The organism is Pseudochrobactrum sp. B5 (genome assembly GCF_001939785.1).
Taxonomy (GTDB): Bacteria; Pseudomonadota; Alphaproteobacteria; order Rhizobiales; family Rhizobiaceae; genus Pseudochrobactrum; species Pseudochrobactrum saccharolyticum.
In genome coordinates this window covers 195,804-216,807 of the sequence record NZ_MOYL01000001.1, presented here as the reverse complement: position 1 = coordinate 216,807, position 21,004 = coordinate 195,804, and the positions used below count along the sequence as shown (strand labels likewise).

Genomic DNA, 21,004 nt, shown 5'->3' with positions numbered 1-21,004 from the left:
TAACGGCCTGGTCAGGCACTGACCATTTCCGTCGATGTGCGATAGGAAACAGCCTCAGCCACATGTGTGCGCTCCACATGCGCCACCGCATCAAGATCAGCCAGCGTACGTGCGACTTTTAAAACACGATGATAGGCACGTGCTGACAGTCGCAATTTCTCACTCACATCATAAAGCAATCTGCGTCCGTCATTGCTGACTGCGGCTACCTCCTCAAGAATATTGGGCGGACAGGCCGCATTGGTCATAATATGCGCCATGCCCGATTGCCGGTAACGCTCCTGCTGGATTTGCCGCGCCTGCGCCACACGTTGTGCAACGGAAGCGCTGCTTTCTGCCTGCCCTGTTAAAATCAGATCAGAGGGTTTGAGAGCAGCCACATCCACCCGCAGATCAATACGATCCAGCAATGGCCCTGATATCCGCGCCTGATAATCGCTGCGACAACGCGGCCCCCGCGCACAAGTAAAGCCCGGCTCTCCCGCCATACCGCATTTGCACGGATTCATCGCCGCCACCAGCTGAAACCGTGCCGGATAGCTAATGCGATGATTGGCACGCGCGATCATACATTCACCGGTTTCCAAGGGTTGACGCATCGAATCCAGCACCTGCGGAGAAAACTCCGGTAATTCATCAAGAAACAGCACACCGTGATGAGCCATAGATATCTCGCCGGGCTTTGCTTTATGCCCGCCGCCAACCATAGCCGCCATTGATGCCGAATGATGCGGACTGCGAAACGGCCGCCGGTCTGTGAGCCTGCCTCCGGATAACGTACCGGAAACTGAGGCAATCATTGAGACATCCAGCATCTCCCGCGGCGACAAAGGCGGCAGAATACCGGGCAGACGCTGCGCCAGCATCGATTTACCCGAACCCGGAGGGCCGACAAACAACAAATTATGATTGCCCGCAGCAGCCACTTCCAGAGCACGCTTAGCCGTCTCCTGCCCTTTCACATCCGCCAGATCAGGAAACATCTCCGGCCCCTCCGAAAAGCTCTGTATGGCCGGTTGCGGACGGGACAGCACCTGTGTACCGCGAAAATGATTAGCGAGCGCGATCAGACTGCGCGGATTAAGGATCGGCATATCCGCATCAGCCCATGCAGCCTCTGCCCCGCAAGCCTGTGGGCAGATCAATCCGAGATCATGCATATTGGCGGTTATCGCTGCGGGCAGCACACCGGCAACCGGTGCGATTGTGCCATCCAGAGCCAGCTCTCCCAGCACCACAAAGGATTGCAGACAATCTTCCGGCAAAGCACCGACCGCCACCATCAGCCCCATGGCAATCGGCAGATCATAATGCGAGCCTTCTTTGGGCAAATCCGCCGGTGCCAGATTGATGGTCACTTTCTTCACCGGCATCGACAGACCGGAAGCATGAAGCGCCGCCTGCACCCGCTCACGGCTCTCAGCCACAGCTTTATCCGGCAGGCCGACAATCGACATGCTCATCTTGCCCGGTGCCGCCATTACCTGCACATCAACAAGCTTGGCCTCTATGCCCTGAAAAGCAACTGTACTGACCCGTGCAATCATTTCATGCCCCCACCCGATACATCATTTTAAGCAGGGGAAATGAGCAACATCAACAAACAAAAACACCGGAACTGCAAATGAGTTTCCGGTGTTTTATTAATTATATCAATTAGTTATAAAGATGAAATTTAAGCGCGCTTGGCTTCAACCACATCCCAGAACAATTGCGCAATATCCGCACCGCCGAAGCGTTTAATCTCACGAATACCGGTCGGTGAAGTCACGTTAATCTCAGTCATATAGTCACCGATCACATCAATGCCGACGAGAATAAATCCACGCTCTTTCAGCGACGGTCCGATGCGTGCGCAGATTTCTTTTTCACGTGGTGTCAGTTCCGTGGCTTCCGCACGACCGCCGACATGCATGTTGGAGCGGGCATCGCTCTCCGCCGGTACGCGGTTGATTGCCCCCACCGGTTCACCATCAATCAGAATAATGCGCTTATCGCCGGAGCGTACATCTTTCAGATAACGCTGGGCAATAAACGGCTCACGATACATCTGTTCAAACATTTCCAGCAGTGATGTCAGATTGCGGTCATCTGTCGTCAGATGGAACACGCCTGCGCCACCATTGCCGTAAAGCGGTTTGATGATGATATCGCCGAACTCCCTGCGGAATTTGAGCACTTCCTGCAAGTCTTTGGTAATCAGTGTTTCCGGCATCAGATCCGGAAATTCTGTAACAAAGATTTTTTCAGGGCTGTTGCGCACCCATGCCGGATCATTCACCACCAATGTCTTCGGATGAATACGCTCCAGAAGATGCGTTGTGGTGATATAATTCATGTCAAAAGGCGGATCCTGACGCAGCAGGATAACGTCCATTTCCGACAAATCCGTATGCACGGCTTCACCGAGTGTGAAATGATCGCCTTCAATATCACGTACCTGCAAAGGCTCCAGTGCCGCGCTGACCACACCATCACGCATCGACAGGCGATCCGGTGTGTAATGATAAAGCTCATGGCCACGCTCTGCTGCCGCAAGGCACAAAGCAAAGCTGGTATCACCCGCGATACGAATGGAATTGATATGGTCCATCTGAACCGCAATTTTCAAAGCCATGGTGCCCTCTGTCTCATAATTTCAGTAACTGCTACGCATATTTAATACAAAATACCGGCCAGTAAAGGCCGGTATTTATAATGCTAACTACATTAATGTGATCAGGCTGCATTGCCTTCAACAATTATAACCTCACCATCGGCAACAGTCTGACGAATTGCCACAGCTGCCTGATATTCCGGTGAATTATAACAATCCAATGCATGCTGCATGCTCGGGAATTCAATGATGACATTACGCGCGCGTCCCTGCCCTTCTACCGCATGGGCAGCGCCGCCACGGGCAATAAACTTGGCACCGAAGCGCTCAAAAGCGGGCTTGGCTGTGCTGATATAATCTTTGTAACGCTCAGCATCACGCACATCGACACGGGCAATCCAGTAAGCTTTCGTCATCATTTACTCCCATTCATGATTTTCACACAGCTGCAGCCATTTCTTCCAGAATACTCTGTGCCGCCGCTTTACGATCTGTAGCACCAACAATCGGACGCGCCACAACAAGATGGCTCGAACCGGCGCGAAGTGCATCTGCCGGTGTCATCACACGTTTCTGGTCTCCGGCTTCACTGCCCGCAGGACGGATACCCGGCGTGACAATCGCCATATCCGGCCCGACAATTTTACGGATAGCGGCCGACTCAGCGGCAGAGGCTACAATACCGCCCATCCCTGCATCACGTGCCTGCTGCGCGCGGCGCAGCACCAGTTCTTCCGGTGACATAGTGTAACCGGCCTCCAGCATATCCGCCTGATCCATTGAGGTCAGCACAGTCACACCAAGCAGGCAGAGGTCTGAGCCTTTGGCAGCTTCCACAGCGGCACGCATCGCTTTTGGATAGGCGTGCAGCGTCATCATGGTCACACCGCGCTTGGCGATATTTTCCACGCCTTTGGCGATTGTATTGTCGATATCGAGCAGTTTCACATCAAGAAAGACTTTTTTGCCCATTGAAAGCAGGCGTGAAGCAAAATCCAGACCGCCACCCTTTGCCGTTTGCGAAAACACCAGCTGGTAACCGATTTTATAGAACGAAACCGTATCGCCAAGTTCCTCAACGATCTTTTCCGCTGCAATTACATCCGGCACATCAAGGCCAACGATCAACCGGTCGCGCACGCTGCTCACATCCATCATCTGTCTCCGCACTTCATTCTGATCTGAAATTTATCCCTCATCGCACAACAAGCGCTGAGTGAAAAGATCAGATCTTGCTGATAAGGCTGCGACAGACACGGGCAAGGGTCTGCGCCGTGCGTTCATCGCGCAAAGCGCCGTCTTCATTGAATGCCTGATGGGCATGGGGAACAGAACATTGTTCGGAAATAATCTGGGTATTGAGCATCATCATAACCGAGCGCAGATGATACAGACCGCGCATACCGCCAAATCCGCCTGGTGAAGACGAACACAGTGCCACCGTCAGATGCGATGTCGGCTGAAACGGCTTACCACCATCTTCATGAATGCGGCTGATCCAATCCAGCGTGTTTTTCAGCAAAGGCGGGATTGAGGAATTATATTCAGGCGAAGCAATCAGCAGGCCTTTATGCGCCGCAAACAACCGTGCAAGCTTATAAGCATTTTCCGGAATGCCCTCTTCCGCTTCCAGATCCTGATCCATAATCGGCAACGGATAATCTTTGAGCGAAATATAGGTTACGTCTGCGCCCTGCCGCGTCAGTTCCTGCACGGCAGCTCCGGCAAGCTGACCGCTATAGGCATTTTTACGGGTGGATCCGGCAAAAACGAGAACTGAGGACATAGGGCTGATCCTTTCAATGGCGGCAAAACAAATAGTCAGAACATCACTATTTAGCGCCGCATATAAAAAAGCAACGCCGCATCAACATTCTGATACGGCGTTCTGTGCTGCATTCTACAGTTGGTCGTAATCTATACCAGAATCCGGCGGTAAACCCACAGGCGCGCAGGCGGCAAATTGCGCAGAATAAAATCAAAACCTTCGACACTATAGGCACCGCGCCCGACCGGCAGCGGTGAAACCGGCCCGTAAGAAATCTGCATCACCGGACGGCCGGCAGGAATACGGGTCAGCAAATCGCCAAGAAATGCCAGTCGTTTTTCCATCGGGAAATTGAGCAGCGGCACAGCGGAAATCACGCTGTCGAACTGCTGATCCCGCGCTTCACCGAGCACATTATCAAGATCAAAGGCATCGCCCTGCAGGAAGTTCACACCTGCATAAGTGCTCTGCAAATGGTGGAAAAACTCAGCCGAATATTCAACTGAATACAGGTTCTGCGGCTCAATTCCGCGCTCAAGAATGGCTTTGGTAATCACACCGGTGCCGGGCCCCAGCTCCAGAACCGGCAGCCCCGATGACGGGTTAACAATGCTGGCCATGCGGCGTGCTGTAACACCACTTGTCGGCAGGATGGCACCGACAGCTTTCGGCTTATCGATCCAGCCTTTGAAAAAGCGGATCTCTTCATCGAATTTTTGTGCAAGTTTCTTTGGTATCAGCCCAGCCATCAAATACTCCCATATGTCGCCAGCAGACAAAGAATTGCCGCGTTTCGCGGCGGAAGCAAGGCAAAAACGGAGAGAGATGATATTTTTCTTTGTGACCCCCATAAAATAGGGCGCATAAAAAAGCGGCATTTGCATGAAATACAAATGCCGCTCCGGTTATTTTCTGCAATAAAAGCGCTTAGAGCATAATTTTAAAGCTCTAATCGCGGATACCTTCAAAGAATTCTTTCATCCGCGAGAAAAAGCCGGTCGATTGCGGGCTGTTTTCCTTTGACGAAATCTGCTCAAACTCTTCGAGCAATTCACGCTGACGCTTGCTTAAGTTCTGCGGTGTTTCAATCGCAATCTGGATATAGAGATCGCCGGTTGTCTGCTGGCGCAATACCGGCATGCCCTTACCCTTGAGGCGGAACTGTTTGCCGTTCTGGGTGCCTTCCGGCACTTTCACACGGGTCTGCGTACCATCAAGCGTTGCCACTTCAAACTGACCGCCCAGTGCTGCTGTCGCCATTGAGATCGGCACTTTGCAATAAAGATCAGATCCGTCGCGCTGGAAGAATTCATGCGGCTTGATCGACAGGAAAATATAAAGATCGCCGCTCGGTCCGCCGCGTGTACCGGCTTCACCTTCACCGGTCAGGCGAATGCGTGTGCCGTCTTCAATCCCTGCCGGAATATTGACCGACAGATTGCGTTCCTGACTGATACGTCCCGCGCCGTCACATTTCGGGCACGGATCTTTAATCATCTGGCCGCGGCCGTTACAGGTGTGGCAGGTACGCTCCACAGAGAAGAAGCCCTGCGCCACGCGCACACGACCGGCGCCGCCGCAAGTTGTACAGGTAACCGGCTGTGTGCCTTTCTTGGCACCGGTACCCGTGCATTCCTCACAGGAAATAGAACCCGGAACACTGATCTGTGCCGTTTTACCGGCATAGGCTTCCTCGAGCGTTACTTCCATATTATAGCGCAGATCAGCACCGCGCTCACGGCCGCCGGAGCGACGGTTGCGACCGCCACCCATAACATCGCCGAAAATATCCTCGAAAATATCCGCAAAGCCACCGGCACCAAAACCGCCGCCGCCGAAGCCGCCAAATCCGCCGGCACCGCCGGCACCGCCGCCGCCATTTTCAAAGGCTGCATGACCGAAACGGTCATAGGCCGCACGTTTTTGCGGGTCTTTCAGCACGTCATAGGCTTCGCCCAGCTCAAGAAATTTGCGCTCTGCTTCCGCATCATTCGGATTGCGATCCGGATGATATTGCATTGCCAGTTTGCGATAAGCGGTCTTGATAACCTTATCATCCGCAGTTCTGACAACGCCGAGCGTTTCGTAGTAATCCACTTTCATAAACCATTCGTCCCGATGGCTGTTGTCTGATGATGCCGCCCCGATCAGAACATTTTCAGACAGTCATTGAAGGTTGTCGCAGCCCTAGAGCGTGTCGCGTTTAATCGTATCCACTGCTCTCGCTCTAACGGTTTTTTTTACGCATGTCTTAAACGCAAAACCGGTGCCCACTTTTGGGAGACATGCTCTAGTTTTTAACAAACCAATATCCGGCGCTGACCTGTTCATCCCGTCCGGTTTATGTGGTGACACCGCAAACCGATGTCCAGAGACGGGTAAATTCATGTGCCCTGAATTTTGCATTTTGCCGTGAAAGACATGCAAAACCGCAGGCAACTGAATGGACAAAAGCCCGGCACTAAGCCGGGCTTTGCCTTTCAACCTGATAAATCAGGATTTCTTTTTGTCTTCGTCGATTTCTTCGAAATCGGCGTCAACAACATCGTCCTTATCAGCGCGGGCATCAGCAGCGTCTTCGCCACCTTCTTCAGCCTGTGCTGATTCATACATAGCCTGACCAAGCTTCATGGAAGCTTCAGCAAGGGTCTGTGTTTTCGCTTTGATGTCTTCCGCATCATCGCCTTCAACAGCGGTTTTCAGTGCAGCAAGAGCTGTTTCGATCGCAGCCTTGTCATCACCGGAAACTTTATCGCCATAGTCTTTCAGCGACTTCTCGGTCGAGTGGATCAGAGCTTCAGCCTGGTTCTTGGCTTCCACAGCTTCACGGCGTGCCTTATCGGCATCCGCATTGGCTTCCGCATCTTTGATCATCTTCTCAATATCAGCATCGGACAGACCGCCGGATGCCTGAATACGGATCTGATGTTCTTTACCGGTGCCTTTATCTTTCGCGGTCACGTTAACAATACCGTTCGCGTCGATGTCAAAAGTCACTTCAATCTGCGGTACGCCGCGTGGTGCAGGCGGAATGCCAACCAGATCAAACTGGCCGAGCATCTTGTTGTCTGCAGCCATTTCACGCTCGCCCTGCGAAACGCGGATCGTCACAGCCGACTGATTATCTTCAGCGGTCGAGAAGGTCTGCGATTTCTTGGTCGGAATGGTTGTGTTGCGGTCGATCAGACGGGTGAACACACCACCAAGTGTTTCAATACCGAGCGACAGCGGTGTTACGTCGAGCAGCAGAACGTCTTTAACGTCACCCTGCAGAACACCGGCCTGAATAGCAGCACCCATCGCAACCACTTCATCAGGGTTCACACCCTTATGTGGTTCCTTGCCGAAGAAAGCTTTAACAACTTCCTGAATTTTCGGCATACGGGTCATACCACCGACCAGCACAACTTCACTGATTTCACCGGCTTTGAGGCCAGCGTCGCGCAGTGCAGCTTTACATGGTTCAATGGTGCGCTGAACCAGATCATCCACCAGGCTTTCAAACTTCGCACGCGACAGTTTGATGGCAAGGTGCTTAGGACCGGTTGCATCAGCGGTGATGAACGGCAGGTTGATTTCGGTCTGCTGAGCAGAAGACAGTTCGATCTTCGCTTTTTCTGCGGCTTCCTTGAGGCGCTGCAGAGCCAGCTTGTCGTTCTTCAGATCAATGCCCTGCTCTTTTTTGAATTCTGCTGCCAGATATTCAACCAGACGCATGTCAAAGTCTTCACCGCCGAGGAAAGTGTCACCATTGGTGGACTTAACTTCGAACACGCCATCGCCGATTTCGAGGATGGACACGTCGAATGTACCACCACCAAGGTCGTAAACAGCAATGGTTTTGGCTTCGCTCTTATCAAGACCATAGGCCAGAGCCGCAGCGGTCGGTTCGTTGATGATACGCAGAACTTCCAGACCGGCAATCTTACCGGCATCTTTGGTTGCCTGACGCTGAGCATCGTTGAAGTAAGCAGGAACTGTAATAACAGCCTGTGTTACATTTTCACCGAGATAGGATTCAGCGGTTTCCTTCATCTTCTGAAGGATCATCGCGGATACCTGCGAAGGCGAATATTTCTTGCCATGGGTTTCTACCCATGCATCGCCATTGTCGCCCTTAACGATCTTGTAAGGTACGAGATCTTTGTCTTTGGTGACCATCGGATCATCAAAGCGGCGGCCGATCAGGCGCTTAACAGCAAACAGTGTGCCTTCCGGATTGGTAACAGCCTGACGTTTCGCAGGCTGGCCAGCGAGACGTTCGTCACCATCGGTAAAAGCAATAATCGAAGGCGTTGTACGTGCACCTTCAGCATTCTCAATGACCTTCGCAGTCTTACCGTCCATAACGGCGACGCAGGAGTTGGTCGTTCCCAGATCGATACCAATTACTTTAGCCATATTTATTCTTCTCCATTCAGCGAACTGCCGGGACCTCTGCCGAGCATTCCATGTGGCAGCCCCTATCGGGTTTTTGACAAAACGAACCGGCTTTTAAACGCCTGATCGCCACGAGTCGAGGGGTATATAAGAAGGGGGGATTTTCACTGCAAGCCACAAGCCCGCGGTTGCGACAAAAATCCCGCATTTTGATGCGTTTTTTATCTGTTTTGAGCGATTTTGACGGTTTTTTCAGAATTTAAAAAATTATTACAGCACGAAGCATGCCGCACATCTTATCCAAAAACCGGTTTCCGCTTTTTAGGATGCGCTTTATGTCACTGCTTTTCGGCTGCTGCATAAATCCTGTCAATAACATGTTGGTTGGCTTTTGAATTTTCAAGACTGAAAAGCACTTCTTTCTCTCCGCGGGCAAAGCGCACAAAAGCATCTGCCTGCAGGCTATATTGGTTGATATTGGAAAAAGTCCATTCCTGTGAAGCAGTGTGTGAACTGTCATGCCATGTGACCCGTGCATGATCGTATTTTCCGGCGTTAAACGGTGCATGAACCGTAATCATCCCCTGATCACCATGGAAAACCATCTGCTGACGCCCAGATAGCTGCGTCGCCACATAAAAACTCAGATCAAAATCCGCAAAACGCGCCAGCACAGTTGCATAACGGTCGGTGCCGAAATCCGGATCGCGTTCAAGTCGGGCAAAAATCTCCTGCGGCTCCTGCCCTGTCACCATACGCGTCGCCACAGTCGGATAGACCCCGATATCCGGCAAGGCACCGCCGCCAAGTGCAACCTGATTGCGCATATTCGCCGGATCATTATTAAAATATGTGAAGCAGCCCTGCACCATGCGCAAACGGCCGATCTGGCCGGAGGCAATCAGTTCACGCACCTTTGCCCATTGCGGATGATAATAGACCATGAAAGCTTCTGAAATCACCACCTGATGGCGATCACGCGCAGCGATCAGACGGTCAATCTCCTCCGCCTTCAAAGCGATTGGCTTTTCACAGAGCACATGTTTGCCCGCCTCTGCCGCTTTCAACGACCACTCAATATGCTGCGATGTCGGCAGCGGAATATAAACGCCGTCAATCTGATCGCTTGCCAGCAAGTCTTCATAGGAGCCGAAGCTCAAAGGTGCGTTGAACCGGTCGGCCACAGCACGGGCACGCGCCGCATCACGGCTGGCAATGCCCTGAACCACACCGGTTTCGGATGCCGCGATTGCAGGAAGTACCTGCGTGATACCAATATTGGCGGTCGATAAAATACCCCAGCGGAACATAAGGATACCTTTCCGTTATGAATTGAGTGCGGTCATTTCAGGCCAGGGAACAACTGTCACTTCCGGCCAGTTTTTCTGTGCCCGCAGACCTTTGACATGATGTGTTTGACGATTATCAGCCACCGGATTGGGTGTCATCCGGAGCGAGAAAATATCATCCAGACCGAAAGGCGCATAGAGTTTCAAGCTGCCATCCTGTTCAAGCCTTATGCCGACCGCATGGGTTTTCGAAGCAAAGCGGTCAATGCTGTTTTCACTGGAGCGCAAAGGCGGACAAACCAGTCCGAAATGCTTTTCATACCACAAATGCACCCGCGCCTGATTGCGGATTTCCACCGGCAAAGGCACAGCGGAAAACACCCCGTCACCTGTCTTGATGATCCGGTCTTCTGCCTCGTAGGATATGTCGGAAGCATCATAATAAAACAGGTCAATATCTTTGATGCCATGGGCTTCCGGCCTGCCGGTCAGCACATTCCACACCAGATTATAGAGCGCGCCGGATACAATATACCAATCCGGCAGGTTCAGCTGCTGTGCGCGGCACAGCACATCCTTCAGAAGCGGGCTGTTTCGGATAATATCCAGAAAAATATCTTGCTGCTCCTGTGCGGGCAGTCCGGAAAAACGCAAATGGGACATAGGATTTCCGACGGTTATAATTTGAAAAAATCAATAAAAGCACGAAGCGCCGGCCGCATGTTACGCCGGTTCGGATAATAAATATACATACCCGGAAATTGCTGTGTCCAGTCCGGCAAAACCTCTGTCAGCGTACCGTTCTGTATATATTCTGCCACATAGGGTTCCAGCAGCGAGACCAGCCCTGCACCATCCAGCGCCGCCTGCAACAACAGGTGATTATCATCCAGTATCAGCGGGCCGCTCAGCTTGACATCCAGCCGGTGCCCCTGTTTTTCAAACTCCCAGTGATAAAGACTACCGGATGAAAACCGCTTGAGAATACAACGATGTGTCATCAGATCCTGCGGATGCTGCGGTATGCCATGGCGCTCAAGATAGACCGGAGAACCGACTACCGGACTGCGCAAGGCGTGGCCGAGCGGTGCGGCAATCATATCTTTCTCAAGACTTTCTCCCAAGCGGATACCGGCATCAAAACCGGCAGCGACAATATCCACAAACTGATCTTCAATGTGGATATCCAGCACCACATCCGGAAAGGCCGCACCGAATGCCTGAAATTTCGGTGCCAGAAACAAATGGGCGGCAGAGCGCGGCGTGCTGATCCGTACCGTTCCGGCAGGTCTGGCACGCATATCCTGTACGGCCAGCAATGCGGCATTGATACCACCCAGCGCCGGTGCAAGCTCTGCCAACAAACGCTGTCCTGCCTCTGTCAAATGCACGGAACGGGTAGTGCGTGAAAGCAGCGTAATGCCAAGATCGGCCTCAAGCTGGGCAACAGCCTGACTGACGGCAGAGGGTGCAATAGCCAGTTCTTTTGCCGCCGCACGAAAACTGCCATGATCGGCAACTGTGGCGAAAACCGCCAATTGGGAGAGCTGAGAGCGTTTCATTGATCTGTTTTACCGAACAGGGCGTAAAAATAAAACCGGATTATCGAACAATCAGAACTGACATATGTTTTCGTCACCGGATGAAATAAGGAAAATCACCATGAAGATGCGCAAACTCGGCTCTGAACTGACAGTCTCTACTCTTGGTCTTGGCTGCATGGGCATGAGCCATGCCTATGGCGGGCAGGATGAGGCAGAAGCCATTCGCACTCTGCATCATGCGGTGGACAGCGGCGTGACATTCTTTGACACGGCAGAAGTCTACGGGCCTTTTGAAAATGAAAAACTGGTTGGCAAGGCACTGAAACCGCATCGCGATAAAGTGACTATTGCCACGAAATTCGGCTTCAAAATTGAAGGCGGCACATCAAATGGTGTGAACAGCCATCCCGATCATATCCGCGCTGTGGCAGAAGCCTCCTTACAACGCCTTGGTATTGAGGTGATTGACCTGTTCTACCAGCACCGCGTTGATCCGGCTGTGCCGATTGAAGATGTGGTCGGTACATTGAAAGACCTGATTGCTGAGGGTAAAATCCGCACCATCGGCCTGTCTGAAGCGGGGCCTGAAACTCTGCGCCGCGCCCATGCCGTACATCCGATAGCTGCATTACAAAGCGAGTATTCGCTCTGGGTGCGCGATCCGGAAAGCACAGTGCTACCGGTTTGCCGGGAACTGGGCATCGGCTTTGTGCCTTACAGCCCGCTTGGCCGCGGCATGCTGGCAGGCAGTGTCCGCACACAGGCTGATCTGGCAGAGAATGATTTCCGCAAAACCCTGCCGCGTTTCCAGCCGGAAAATCTCGCTGCCAATAATGCACAGATTGATCTGATCTAACAGATTGCAGCCGGTAAACAAATCACACCGGCGCAGCTCGCACTGGCATGGGTGCTCAATCAGGCAGAATTTATTGTGCCTATCCCCGGCACCCGTAAAATCAGCCGTCTCAATGAGAATATCAAAGCTGCAGAGATTGATCTCTCGGCTGAGGAGTTAAAACAGATCGGCGCTATCATCACGCCCGATCAGGTATCCGGCAAACGCTACACGGATGCTTCGCTGGCCATGACGGGTCTTTAAACAAAATGACGCTGTTTCAACGGATGAAACAGCGTCACTCAATCACACACCCATCACAGGCGGCGCAAAGAACGGGGTGCCAGTGTCAGCAATGCTGCCAATGCCATGCCAAAACCAACCCAGAGCGGCGCATGCAGGCCGGAGCCGTTTTCCAGCGCCAAACCACCTGCCCATGGGCCAAAGCTCAGGCCGATATTAATCACCGAGGCATGCATGGCATTAACCAGTGCACCGGGATGGGCAATGCGCATGATACGGGCAACCAGCGGAGGATTAAGCGCAATCCCCGTCAGACCGATCAGAACAACAGAAAGCAGTGCCGCCGGTTTTGATTCTGCGAAACACGCAAAAATCAGCATTGCAACAACCATGACTGCTATACCGCCAATCAGAAGTGGCATCGTATAGCGATCAGCAAAACGACCGTTCAGAAAGTTACCTGCAATATTGGCAATACCATAGAGGGTCAGCAAAAACGGCATGAGATGCACCGGAAACTGTGCCAGATCAGTCATAATCGGAGAGAAATAGCTGTAAAAAGCAAAGGACGAGCCGATTGCCAATGCGCTGGTGGCATAAGCTGCCCAGAGAGCAGGGTTGCGCATATCTTGAAGCTCAGTCTGCAAGGTTGCCGAGTGACCCGCAGGGCTTTTCTCAATTTTCAGCGCAACAGTCAAAGCGCAGAACAATATCACCAGCACAATCAGCCAGAAGCTGACGCGCCAGCCAAACAGGCTGTCTATCCATGTTGCCAGTGGCACGCCCAATGCTGTCGCCAGCATCAGCCCTGCAAACACCAGCGACACGGCACGCCCCCGCATATTGGCAGCAACCAGACGCGCAGTGATTGCCAGCATCAGGCCAAATCCTGCTGCCGCTGCAATACCGGTGAGTACACGGGCAATCATCATCACCTCAAAACTTGAGGTCGAGGCTGCAACGCTTTGAGCAATGGCATAGAAGATCAGGATACCAAGCAATCCGTTTTTATGTTCAACACGCAAAGCCAGAAACAGCAGCGTCACCACCGGCCCGCCAAAAACCATACCCAAAGCATAGAGGGAAATCAGATTGCCGATATCGGCAATGGACCGGCCAAAGGCCTGCTGCAGCGACGGCAACAGACCGGAAATCATCAGTTCGGATGTTGTTAAAGCAAAAACACCCAGCGATAAGCAATAAACAACCAGCGGAATTGCTGGTTTATGCGCTTCAGAACGCGTAATCGTGTTAACAGCAATATTAGTCATTCGCTCCGCGGGCAGCGCGGAATCGCAAATATCAGTCATCGTGAATCTCATTATGTAGTGATGATTACATAATTCATAGCAACTTGAATGCTGCGGTCAAGTGAATTATATAAGACATACTAAAGAAAGGTATGAAATGGCTTTACGCGGCAGACCGCGCAGCTTTGATCGCGAAGATGCGCTGGACAGAGTTATGAAAGTTTTCTGGGAAAAAGGCTATGAATGCGCCCAGATTAACGACTTTACTGCGGCTATTGGCATTACCCCGCCGAGTTTTTATGCCGCTTTTGGCTCCAAGGAGCAGGCCTTCCGTGAGGCGGTGGATCATTACACCGCAACAATCGGCGGAGCGCCTCTGGTTGCGCTGGATAAAGCGGAGACGATTCAGCAGGGCATCCGCGCCATGCTGGAAACTCATGCGGATAAAACCTATGCTTGTTCTGCAGGCGGCTGCATGGTCAGCGTCAGCAGCATCCAGTGCAAGCCGGAAAACAAACAGGTCAAAGAATTTCTCAAAACCATTCGTCAAACGGCTTTCGAGCGGATTTTCGCCCGCTGTGAACGCGCGCTGAAAGACGGCGACCTGCCGCAAGGCACAGACCTGACGCAGATGGCAGAATTCTACCATGCCATGTTGCAGAGCCTGTCCTATGAAGCCCGTGACGGCGGCAGCCGCGAGTCTGTGCAAAGCATTATTGAAATGGCTATGCGCGCCATGCCGGAGCGTGTAACAGTACCGGCCTGACAAACGGGACATCAGAAGAAATGATGAAAACCTATAGTGGCGGCTGTCTGTGTGGCTCCATCCGTTTTGAAGCGCAAAGTGATCCCTTAAAGCTCAAGCCCCATGGTTGCTGCTGCAAGAACTGTCAGCAACATACCGGTTCACTCACAGCCGTGTGGGTGGAGTTTGCGGCTCAGGCCGTGCGCTGGACAGGGGAAGGCGGCGAGCCTGCCACATATCGCTCCTCCCATTATTCCAAACGCGCTTTTTGCCCTGCTTGTGGCAGCTCTGTCGGAGCGATTGATGATGAACCGGTTGTGGCGCTGCTGCTCGGCTGTTTCGACGATAATAATCAGCCGGAATTCGCACCGGAATATACGTCTTTTGAAGATATGAAGCCCGACTGGTGGCATCCTGAACGCCGGTAGAACCACAATGACCAGCCAGACAATCGCCTCCGTCCTCATCCATGTCAGTGATGTTGCTCAAGCTCTGCAATGGTATCAGCGGGCTTTTCCGCAGGCTGTTGCCTGCCGACTAGATGAGTTTGATTTCGACTATCTCAGGATCGGCACGATTGATCTTGAAATTGTGCCTGCTGATGAAAAAGTCGCCTCAGGCGCTGCCGGTTCTGTCGTCTATTGGCAGGTTGAGGATTTTGATCAGGCTGTCGCGCATATGTTGTCAGTCGGCGGAGTTCTCTATCGCGGCCCGTTAAATATTCAGGACGGATTGCGCATGTGCCAAATCCGCGATCCATGGGGCAATTGCATAGGCCTTCGTGGCTAAAATAAAAAACCCGCCGGAATGGCGGGTTTTTTGTTTTCCATATTGGCAAAAATCAGCCGCGTAATGTGCCGCCGGTCTGTTTGGTAACAGCTTCGACGATCCGCTTGGCTACGCCTTCCAGATCTTCATCGGTCAGTGTGCGGTCAAGCGGCTGCAAGACGACTTCCACAGCCACAGACTTCTTGCCTTCACCCAGCGATGCGCCGGTGAAAATGTCAAACACCTGTGCACCGGCAATCAGCTTCTTCTCGGCGGAATTCACTGCACGGACAATCGCTGCTGCATCAACAGTGCTGTCGACAACAAAAGCAAAGTCACGCTTCACGCTCTGGAACTGCGACAGTGTCAGAGCAGGTTTGGTAGCACCGGATTTCTGCTTTGGCTCAGGGATCGCATCGATAAACACTTCAAAGCCGCACAGAGCGCCCGAAACATCGAGCAGTTCCAGTGCATCCGGATGGAATTCACCGAAAGTACCGAGTACCACTTTAGGACCGAGCTTCAGCGTGCCGGAACGGCCCGGATGATACCATGACGGACCACCGGCTTCGATCTGAATACGGTCAACCGGCGCACCGCAGGCTTCCAGAACCGCCAGTGCATCCGCTTTCGCATCAAACACGCCAACATTCTGCGCATTGCCAGACCAGAAACGACCTGCACCTTCAACACCGGCTGTACCGCGACGGATACCGCCAGCCACACGGCGCTGGTCTTCAGGCTTGTCGCCTTCATAGGTGCCCGACACTTCAAACAGTGCCAGATCAGCAAAACCACGGTCAGCATTGCGCTGGGCTGCGGACAACAGACCCGGCAGCAGCGAAGGGCGCATATCCGACATATCGGATGCAATCGGGTTCGCCAGTTTCAGTTCCGGTTTGCCACCGCCAAAAGCTTTGGCCTGTGCTTCCGAAATGAAGGAATATGTCACCGCTTCCATCATGCCGCGTGTTGCCAGAATACGCTTGGCAAGACGGGTACGGATTTGCAGCGTGGTCAGGATTTTTGTGTTTACACTGCCCATATTCGGCAGCGGCTGCGGTTCAATCTGATTGATGCCGTGAATACGCATCACTTCTTCAACCAGATCGGCCTTGCCTTCCACATCGCCGCGCCATGACGGCACTTTGACCTGCAAAACAGCCTTGCCGTCACCTTCAACCGCGAAGCCGAGGCGTGCCAGAATATCCGCAGATTCCTGATAGGAGACTTCAATACCGGTCAGGCGCTTGACTTCCGATACCGGAAATTCAATCGCGCGCGGGCTGTATGGTGTGTAGCCGACAGTTTCTGTTTCGGTTGGCTCACCGCCGCAGAAATCCAGCACCAGTTTCGTTGCCAGTTCAACACCGGATTCCATCATTTCCGGATCAACGCCGCGTTCAAAACGATAGCGTGCATCGGTGATGATACCCAGCTCACGACCGGTACGCGCAATCATACGCGCATCCCAGAGCGCGGATTCAATCAGCACATCCGTGGTGTTTTCATCGCAACCTGAATGTTCACCGCCCATGATGCCGGCAATGGATTCCACGCCTTTTTCATCAGCAATCACATAATGATTTGCAGACAACTTATATTCGCGCTGATCGAGTGCCAGTACGGTTTCACCTTCTTTGGCAGCGCGAACAGTCAGGTTCCCCTGCACTTTGGCAGCATCAAACACATGCAGCGGACGGCCATAATCGAAGGTCACATAATTGGTGATATCTACGAGCGCATTGATCGGGCGCAGACCAATTGCTGTCAAGCGCTGCTGCAGCCATTTCGGGCTCGGGCCGTTTTTAACGCCCTTCACCAGACGCAGCGAGAAACCGTTACAGAACGGCTTGTCAGCATCCTGATCGAGAATAACTTTAACCGGTGTAGCGCCTGCACCTTTGACCGGCGCAATCACATCACCTTTCAGCTTGCCGAGACCGGCTGCTGCCAGATCACGGGCAATGCCGTGCACACCGGTGCAATCCGCACGGTTTGGTGTGAGGCCGATTTCGATGACCGGATCATCAATGCCCATATAGGTCGCAAAGCTCATGCCTACCGGCGCGTCTTCCGGCAGATCAATAATGCCGTTATGCTCATCAGACAGTTCCAGCTCGCGCTCGGAACACATCATGCCGAAGCTCTCAACACCGCGGATTTTGCCGACAGACAAAGTAACATCGAGACCCGGCACATAATCGCCAGGCTTGCCAAGGACACCCACCAGACCGGCGCGGGCATTCGGTGCACCGCACACGACCTGTACCGGCTGACCCTCGCCGGTATCAACGGTGAGAACGCGCAGCTTATCCGCATCCGGATGCTGAACAGCTGTCAGCACTTTGGCAATTTTAAATGTTTTAAAGGCCGCGCGGTCATCAACCCCGTCCACTTCCAGACCGATATCTGTCAGCTTTTCGAGAATTTCTTCCAGCGTGGCGTCGGTTTCAAGGTGATCCTTGAGCCAGGAAAGCGTGAATTTCATCTGTTTATACCTTCCTGTATTTACGCGCTCAGACCGCCGAACAATGTCGGCAGATCAAGCGGGCGGAAACCATAGTGATTGAGCCAGCGCACATCCGCATCGAAGAAAGCGCGCAGATCAGGCATGCCGTATTTCAGCATCGCGATACGGTCGATCCCCATGCCCCATGCAAAGCCCTGATAGACATCCGGATCATAGCCCGCATTGCGCAGCACATTCGGATGCACCATGCCGCAGCCGAGAATTTCCAGCCAGTCATTGCCTTCGCCGAATTTCACATTGCCGCCAGAACGGTCGCACTGAATGTCAACTTCCATCGACGGCTCAGTGAAAGGGAAGAAGCTCGGACGCAGACGCATCTTGACTGAAGGCACTTCAAAAAACGCCTTGCAGAACTCTTCCAGCACCCATTTGATATTGGCAACATTCGAGGATTTATCGACAACCAGACCTTCCACCTGATGGAACATCGGTGAGTGGGTGGCATCGGAATCCATACGATAGGTCTTGCCCGGAATAACGATACGGATCGGCTCATCGCGACCTTGGCTTTCACGCAGTTTCGCAAAGCGCTCCATCGTATGTACCTGTACCGGCGAAGTATGGGTGCGCAGCAGCTTGCGCTCACCATTTTCATCCGGCTGGAAGAAGAATGTATCGTGCATTTCACGCGCCGGATGACCTTCAGGGAAGTTCAGCGCCGTGAAATTGTAGTAATCGGTTTCAATGTCCGAACCTTCGGCAATAGAGAAACCCATATCGGCAAAAATTGCCGTAATCTCATCAATCACCTGAGAAATCGGGTGAATACGACCGCGCGATGCAGCGGAAGGGCGCACCGGCAAGGTCACATCGACCTTCTCGCGCTCCAGCTTCTCAGCAATTGCAATTTTACGCAGCTCGGCTTTACGGGACGTCAACGCATCCGTAACACGGTTTTTCAGACCATTAATGGCCGGCCCCTGTGTCTGGCGCTCTTCAGGGCTCATTGCGCCCAGCGATTTCAGCTTTTCAGAAACCGAACCTTTTTTGCCGAGAACGGCAACACGCACGGCCTCAATCGCCTGTTCATCACCGGCAGCGGCAATCTCTGCCAAAATGCCCTGTTCGAGTTGTTCAAGATCGCTCATTATTCAGATCCTTGATAATTGTGCCGTGCAACAACATCTGTTTTTCTCGCATGAAACAATGCGTAAGCCGCTTCTGCTCCATCCGGTATCGTTTTATTTCAAACGAAAAACCCGCGCCAGTACCACCAGCGCGGGTTCTCCAAATACAATTTCAAAAGCTTTGGAAGAGCGGCTGGCTTAGTTGACAGCGGACTCAAAAGCGTTTGGAGTTGTGTCTTTCAGATATTCAAGCGCTTTCTTTGCGGATGCAACGAGCGCGCCGAATGCTGCTGGCTCATGAATAGCCAGATCCGACAGAACCTTACGGTCTACTTCGATGTTCGCTTTAGCAAGACCATCGATGAAACGGCCATAGGTCAGGCCATGCATGCGAACAGCAGCATTGATACGCTGAATCCACAGAGCGCGGAAAGTGCGCTTGCGATTCTTGCGATCGCGGTATGCATACTGTTTCGAACGATCGACAGCAGCTTTAGCAGTGCGGATCGTATTTTTACGACGACCGCGGAAACCTTCAGCCTGCTTCAGGACTTTTTTGTGCTTTGCGTGAGCTGTCACGCCGCGTTTAACACGTGCCATAGTATGATATCCTTAAACTAATGCTTACAGGCCGTTCGGCAGGTAATTCTTGACAACAACTTTGGCATCGGCCTCGGAGAGAACCATGGTGCCGCGTGCATCGCGAATGAACTTGTTTGAACGCTTGATCATACCGTGACGCTTGCCAGCTGCAGCAGCCATCACTTTACCAGTACCGGTGATTTTGAACCGTTTCTTGGCAGCAGATTTGGTCTTCATCTTGGGCATTTTGCTACTCCTTAATTTTAGTCCCTGTCGTATCTGCGATACTCCACGCCTCTTGTTTAAATCCCCCTCGTGCGCTGCACTCCGGTTCTTATTTTCAAGACGTTTTGTCTGCATAAGACAAAGACTCGATTGTACTTTCAGGCCGACCAAAGCCCGAAAAGCATACAAAACCGCCACGGCATGCCCTGCCGGTCGGTTTGAACAGCGCTTCAATACGCACAAATACAGTAAAAAGCAACTCTAAAGAGTCTAAATAAAAAGCCGCCCGTAGGCGGCTATTTCATTTTACAAAACAGAAACTGTTATGCTTATCCGCGCGGTGCGAGAACCATCATCATCTGACGGCCTTCAAGCTTTGGCTCTGCTTCAACCTTAGCGATTTCCGCAGTATCTTCTTTAACACGCTGCAACAGCTTCATGCCAAGTTCCTGATGCGCCATTTCACGGCCACGGAAACGCAAAGTAACTTTGACCTTATCTCCGTCTTCAAAGAAACGTCCTGCAGCCTTCAACTTCACTTCATAATCGTGATCGTCGATATTCGGACGCATTTTGAGTTCTTTGATCTCAACCGTCTTTTGCTTCTTACGCGCTTCGGCAGCTTTTTTCTGGTTTTGATATTTCAGCTTGCCAAGATCAACGATCTTACAGACCGGCGGCTCCGCATTAGGAACAATCTCAACAAGATCCAGACCCGCCTCTTCAGCGAGTGCAATGGCTTCCTGAATCGTCACTGTGCCATGGTTCTGGCCTTCGGCGTCAATAAGCTGAACCCGGGGTACCCGGATATCTCGGTTGGAGCGCGGTCCGTCTTTCTGGACCGGCGTCGCTCTGAACGGTCGGCGAATGGTCGTATTCTCCTCGAATTATTAAACATATACGGTGAATTCATGTCCGGATACGGGCTACGAATACCGCAGCTGCACCTTCAGCCTGTCTAAGGCACGCAGTGCAGCGCGAAAGTCAATAGCATCTTTTGAAATGCAAATCACCCCCCTCGGGGCAATATCAATGCAGTAAAATCACCCGAAAACCGGCTTAAAAGCGGCTTCTCATCACAGTTTCATTACTATGATGACAAATCGGCATCTGTGTGGCTGCTTTTAAAATGAGCATTGCCTCGCAGAATTTCAAGTTTATAGCTTGTGACAGCAATGT

The 21,004-nt window shown here is 52.3% G+C and carries 20 protein-coding genes and 1 pseudogene; 4 read left to right on the top strand and 17 right to left on the bottom strand.

Annotation, left to right across the window (positions count from 1 at the left end):
• Positions 1-11: 11 nt before the first annotated feature.
• From BKD14_RS01060 to BKD14_RS01010, 11 genes are all read right to left on the bottom strand, one after another.
• A complete protein-coding gene (locus BKD14_RS01060) occupies positions 12-1,547 on the bottom strand; it encodes a YifB family Mg chelatase-like AAA ATPase (RefSeq protein ID WP_075653959.1) in 1,536 nt (511 codons plus the stop codon).
• Between the two features lie 128 nt (positions 1,548-1,675).
• Positions 1,676-2,617, bottom strand: coding sequence for a glutathione synthase (gene gshB / locus BKD14_RS01055; RefSeq protein WP_075653958.1), 942 nt, complete (start codon positions 2,615-2,617; stop codon positions 1,676-1,678).
• 101 nt (positions 2,618-2,718) lie between these two features.
• Positions 2,719-3,012, bottom strand: coding sequence for a DUF1330 domain-containing protein (locus tag BKD14_RS01050; RefSeq protein WP_075654711.1), 294 nt, complete (start codon positions 3,010-3,012; stop codon positions 2,719-2,721).
• 22 nt (positions 3,013-3,034) lie between these two features.
• Complete coding sequence (gene pyrF, locus BKD14_RS01045; protein ID WP_175576047.1) at positions 3,035-3,766, bottom strand: orotidine-5'-phosphate decarboxylase; 732 nt, start codon at positions 3,764-3,766, stop codon at positions 3,035-3,037.
• Between the two features lie 55 nt (positions 3,767-3,821).
• A complete protein-coding gene (locus tag BKD14_RS01040) occupies positions 3,822-4,382 on the bottom strand; it encodes an NAD(P)H-dependent oxidoreductase (protein ID WP_022710327.1) in 561 nt (186 codons plus the stop codon).
• A gap of 131 nt (positions 4,383-4,513) precedes the next feature.
• On the bottom strand, positions 4,514-5,113 hold the full coding sequence (gene pmtA / locus BKD14_RS01035) for a phospholipid N-methyltransferase PmtA (RefSeq protein ID WP_028233481.1): 600 nt from the start codon (positions 5,111-5,113) through the stop codon (positions 4,514-4,516).
• Between the two features lie 199 nt (positions 5,114-5,312).
• Positions 5,313-6,467 carry a molecular chaperone DnaJ gene (gene dnaJ / locus BKD14_RS01030; protein WP_075653955.1) on the bottom strand — a complete coding sequence of 385 codons (1,155 nt, stop codon included), beginning with the start codon at positions 6,465-6,467 and terminating at the stop codon, positions 5,313-5,315.
• Positions 6,468-6,857: 390 nt separating this feature from the next.
• Positions 6,858-8,765: a molecular chaperone DnaK gene (gene dnaK / locus BKD14_RS01025; protein WP_022709398.1), complete on the bottom strand. Its 1,908-nt coding sequence runs from the start codon at positions 8,763-8,765 to the stop codon at positions 6,858-6,860.
• 317 nt (positions 8,766-9,082) lie between these two features.
• Positions 9,083-10,054 (bottom strand): Gfo/Idh/MocA family oxidoreductase, encoded by a 972-nt coding sequence (locus BKD14_RS01020; protein ID WP_075653954.1) that lies wholly within the window; start codon positions 10,052-10,054, stop codon positions 9,083-9,085.
• A gap of 15 nt (positions 10,055-10,069) precedes the next feature.
• Positions 10,070-10,696 carry a nucleotidyltransferase family protein gene (locus tag BKD14_RS01015; RefSeq protein ID WP_075653953.1) on the bottom strand — a complete coding sequence of 209 codons (627 nt, stop codon included), beginning with the start codon at positions 10,694-10,696 and terminating at the stop codon, positions 10,070-10,072.
• A gap of 14 nt (positions 10,697-10,710) precedes the next feature.
• Positions 10,711-11,595 carry a LysR family transcriptional regulator gene (locus BKD14_RS01010; protein WP_075653952.1) on the bottom strand — a complete coding sequence of 295 codons (885 nt, stop codon included), beginning with the start codon at positions 11,593-11,595 and terminating at the stop codon, positions 10,711-10,713.
• A gap of 100 nt (positions 11,596-11,695) precedes the next feature.
• On the opposite strand from BKD14_RS01010, the pseudogene BKD14_RS01005 reads away from it, so the two are divergent.
• Positions 11,696-12,676, top strand: a pseudogene (locus tag BKD14_RS01005) (aldo/keto reductase).
• Between the two features lie 53 nt (positions 12,677-12,729).
• Here BKD14_RS01005 and BKD14_RS01000 read toward each other — a convergent pair.
• On the bottom strand, positions 12,730-13,926 hold the full coding sequence (locus BKD14_RS01000; protein ID WP_245293537.1) for an MFS transporter: 1,197 nt from the start codon (positions 13,924-13,926) through the stop codon (positions 12,730-12,732).
• 136 nt (positions 13,927-14,062) lie between these two features.
• Between BKD14_RS01000 and BKD14_RS00995 the strand changes: the two genes are divergently transcribed.
• From BKD14_RS00995 to BKD14_RS00985, 3 genes are read left to right on the top strand one after another with little or no spacing between them, the layout of a single operon-like run.
• Positions 14,063-14,671, top strand: a complete 609-nt coding sequence (locus BKD14_RS00995) for a TetR/AcrR family transcriptional regulator (RefSeq protein ID WP_022709392.1) — start codon at positions 14,063-14,065, stop codon at positions 14,669-14,671.
• A 20-nt stretch (positions 14,672-14,691) separates the two neighbouring features.
• Positions 14,692-15,078 (top strand): GFA family protein, encoded by a 387-nt coding sequence (locus BKD14_RS00990; RefSeq protein ID WP_075653950.1) that lies wholly within the window; start codon positions 14,692-14,694, stop codon positions 15,076-15,078.
• Positions 15,079-15,085: 7 nt separating this feature from the next.
• The gene (locus BKD14_RS00985; RefSeq protein WP_075653949.1) at positions 15,086-15,439 is read left to right on the top strand and encodes a VOC family protein; all 354 of its coding nucleotides are present in this window, start codon (positions 15,086-15,088) and stop codon (positions 15,437-15,439) included.
• 52 nt (positions 15,440-15,491) lie between these two features.
• On the opposite strand, the gene pheT is transcribed toward BKD14_RS00985, so the two are convergent.
• The 5 genes from pheT to infC all read right to left on the bottom strand — a co-directional run bounded on the left by pheT (position 15,492) and on the right by infC (position 20,694).
• On the bottom strand, positions 15,492-17,909 hold the full coding sequence (gene pheT, locus BKD14_RS00980; RefSeq protein WP_075653948.1) for a phenylalanine--tRNA ligase subunit beta: 2,418 nt from the start codon (positions 17,907-17,909) through the stop codon (positions 15,492-15,494).
• A gap of 20 nt (positions 17,910-17,929) precedes the next feature.
• The gene (pheS, locus tag BKD14_RS00975; protein ID WP_075653947.1) at positions 17,930-19,039 is read right to left on the bottom strand and encodes a phenylalanine--tRNA ligase subunit alpha; all 1,110 of its coding nucleotides are present in this window, start codon (positions 19,037-19,039) and stop codon (positions 17,930-17,932) included.
• 177 nt (positions 19,040-19,216) lie between these two features.
• On the bottom strand, positions 19,217-19,618 hold the full coding sequence (gene rplT, locus BKD14_RS00970) for a 50S ribosomal protein L20 (RefSeq protein WP_022709387.1): 402 nt from the start codon (positions 19,616-19,618) through the stop codon (positions 19,217-19,219).
• 24 nt (positions 19,619-19,642) lie between these two features.
• Entirely contained in the window at positions 19,643-19,846 is a 204-nt protein-coding gene (gene rpmI, locus BKD14_RS00965; protein WP_028233248.1) for a 50S ribosomal protein L35, read from the bottom strand.
• Positions 19,847-20,154: 308 nt separating this feature from the next.
• Entirely contained in the window at positions 20,155-20,694 is a 540-nt protein-coding gene (gene infC, locus BKD14_RS00960; RefSeq protein ID WP_075653946.1) for a translation initiation factor IF-3, read from the bottom strand.
• Positions 20,695-21,004: the final 310 nt, after the last annotated feature.

What these genes read in the sequence shown, in the direction of transcription:
- BKD14_RS01060 (WP_075653959.1), bottom strand. Translation starts at nt 1,547, where the DNA reads ATGATTGCACGGGTCAGTACAGTTGCTTTTCAGGGCATAGAGGCCAAG.
- gshB (WP_075653958.1), bottom strand. Translation starts at nt 2,617, where the DNA reads ATGGCTTTGAAAATTGCGGTTCAGATGGACCATATCAATTCCATTCGT.
- BKD14_RS01050 (WP_075654711.1), bottom strand. Translation starts at nt 3,012, where the DNA reads ATGACGAAAGCTTACTGGATTGCCCGTGTCGATGTGCGTGATGCTGAG.
- BKD14_RS01040 (WP_022710327.1), bottom strand. Translation starts at nt 4,382, where the DNA reads ATGTCCTCAGTTCTCGTTTTTGCCGGATCCACCCGTAAAAATGCCTAT.
- pmtA (WP_028233481.1), bottom strand. Translation starts at nt 5,113, where the DNA reads ATGGCTGGGCTGATACCAAAGAAACTTGCACAAAAATTCGATGAAGAG.
- dnaJ (WP_075653955.1), bottom strand. Translation starts at nt 6,467, where the DNA reads ATGAAAGTGGATTACTACGAAACGCTCGGCGTTGTCAGAACTGCGGAT.
- dnaK (WP_022709398.1), bottom strand. Translation starts at nt 8,765, where the DNA reads ATGGCTAAAGTAATTGGTATCGATCTGGGAACGACCAACTCCTGCGTC.
- BKD14_RS01020 (WP_075653954.1), bottom strand. Translation starts at nt 10,054, where the DNA reads ATGTTCCGCTGGGGTATTTTATCGACCGCCAATATTGGTATCACGCAG.
- BKD14_RS01015 (WP_075653953.1), bottom strand. Translation starts at nt 10,696, where the DNA reads ATGTCCCATTTGCGTTTTTCCGGACTGCCCGCACAGGAGCAGCAAGAT.
- BKD14_RS01010 (WP_075653952.1), bottom strand. Translation starts at nt 11,595, where the DNA reads ATGAAACGCTCTCAGCTCTCCCAATTGGCGGTTTTCGCCACAGTTGCC.
- BKD14_RS01000 (WP_245293537.1), bottom strand. Translation starts at nt 13,926, where the DNA reads ATGACTAATATTGCTGTTAACACGATTACGCGTTCTGAAGCGCATAAA.
- BKD14_RS00995 (WP_022709392.1), top strand. Translation starts at nt 14,063, where the DNA reads ATGGCTTTACGCGGCAGACCGCGCAGCTTTGATCGCGAAGATGCGCTG.
- BKD14_RS00990 (WP_075653950.1), top strand. Translation starts at nt 14,692, where the DNA reads ATGATGAAAACCTATAGTGGCGGCTGTCTGTGTGGCTCCATCCGTTTT.
- BKD14_RS00985 (WP_075653949.1), top strand. Translation starts at nt 15,086, where the DNA reads ATGACCAGCCAGACAATCGCCTCCGTCCTCATCCATGTCAGTGATGTT.
- pheT (WP_075653948.1), bottom strand. Translation starts at nt 17,909, where the DNA reads ATGAAATTCACGCTTTCCTGGCTCAAGGATCACCTTGAAACCGACGCC.
- pheS (WP_075653947.1), bottom strand. Translation starts at nt 19,039, where the DNA reads ATGAGCGATCTTGAACAACTCGAACAGGGCATTTTGGCAGAGATTGCC.
- rplT (WP_022709387.1), bottom strand. Translation starts at nt 19,618, where the DNA reads ATGGCACGTGTTAAACGCGGCGTGACAGCTCACGCAAAGCACAAAAAA.
- rpmI (WP_028233248.1), bottom strand. Translation starts at nt 19,846, where the DNA reads ATGCCCAAGATGAAGACCAAATCTGCTGCCAAGAAACGGTTCAAAATC.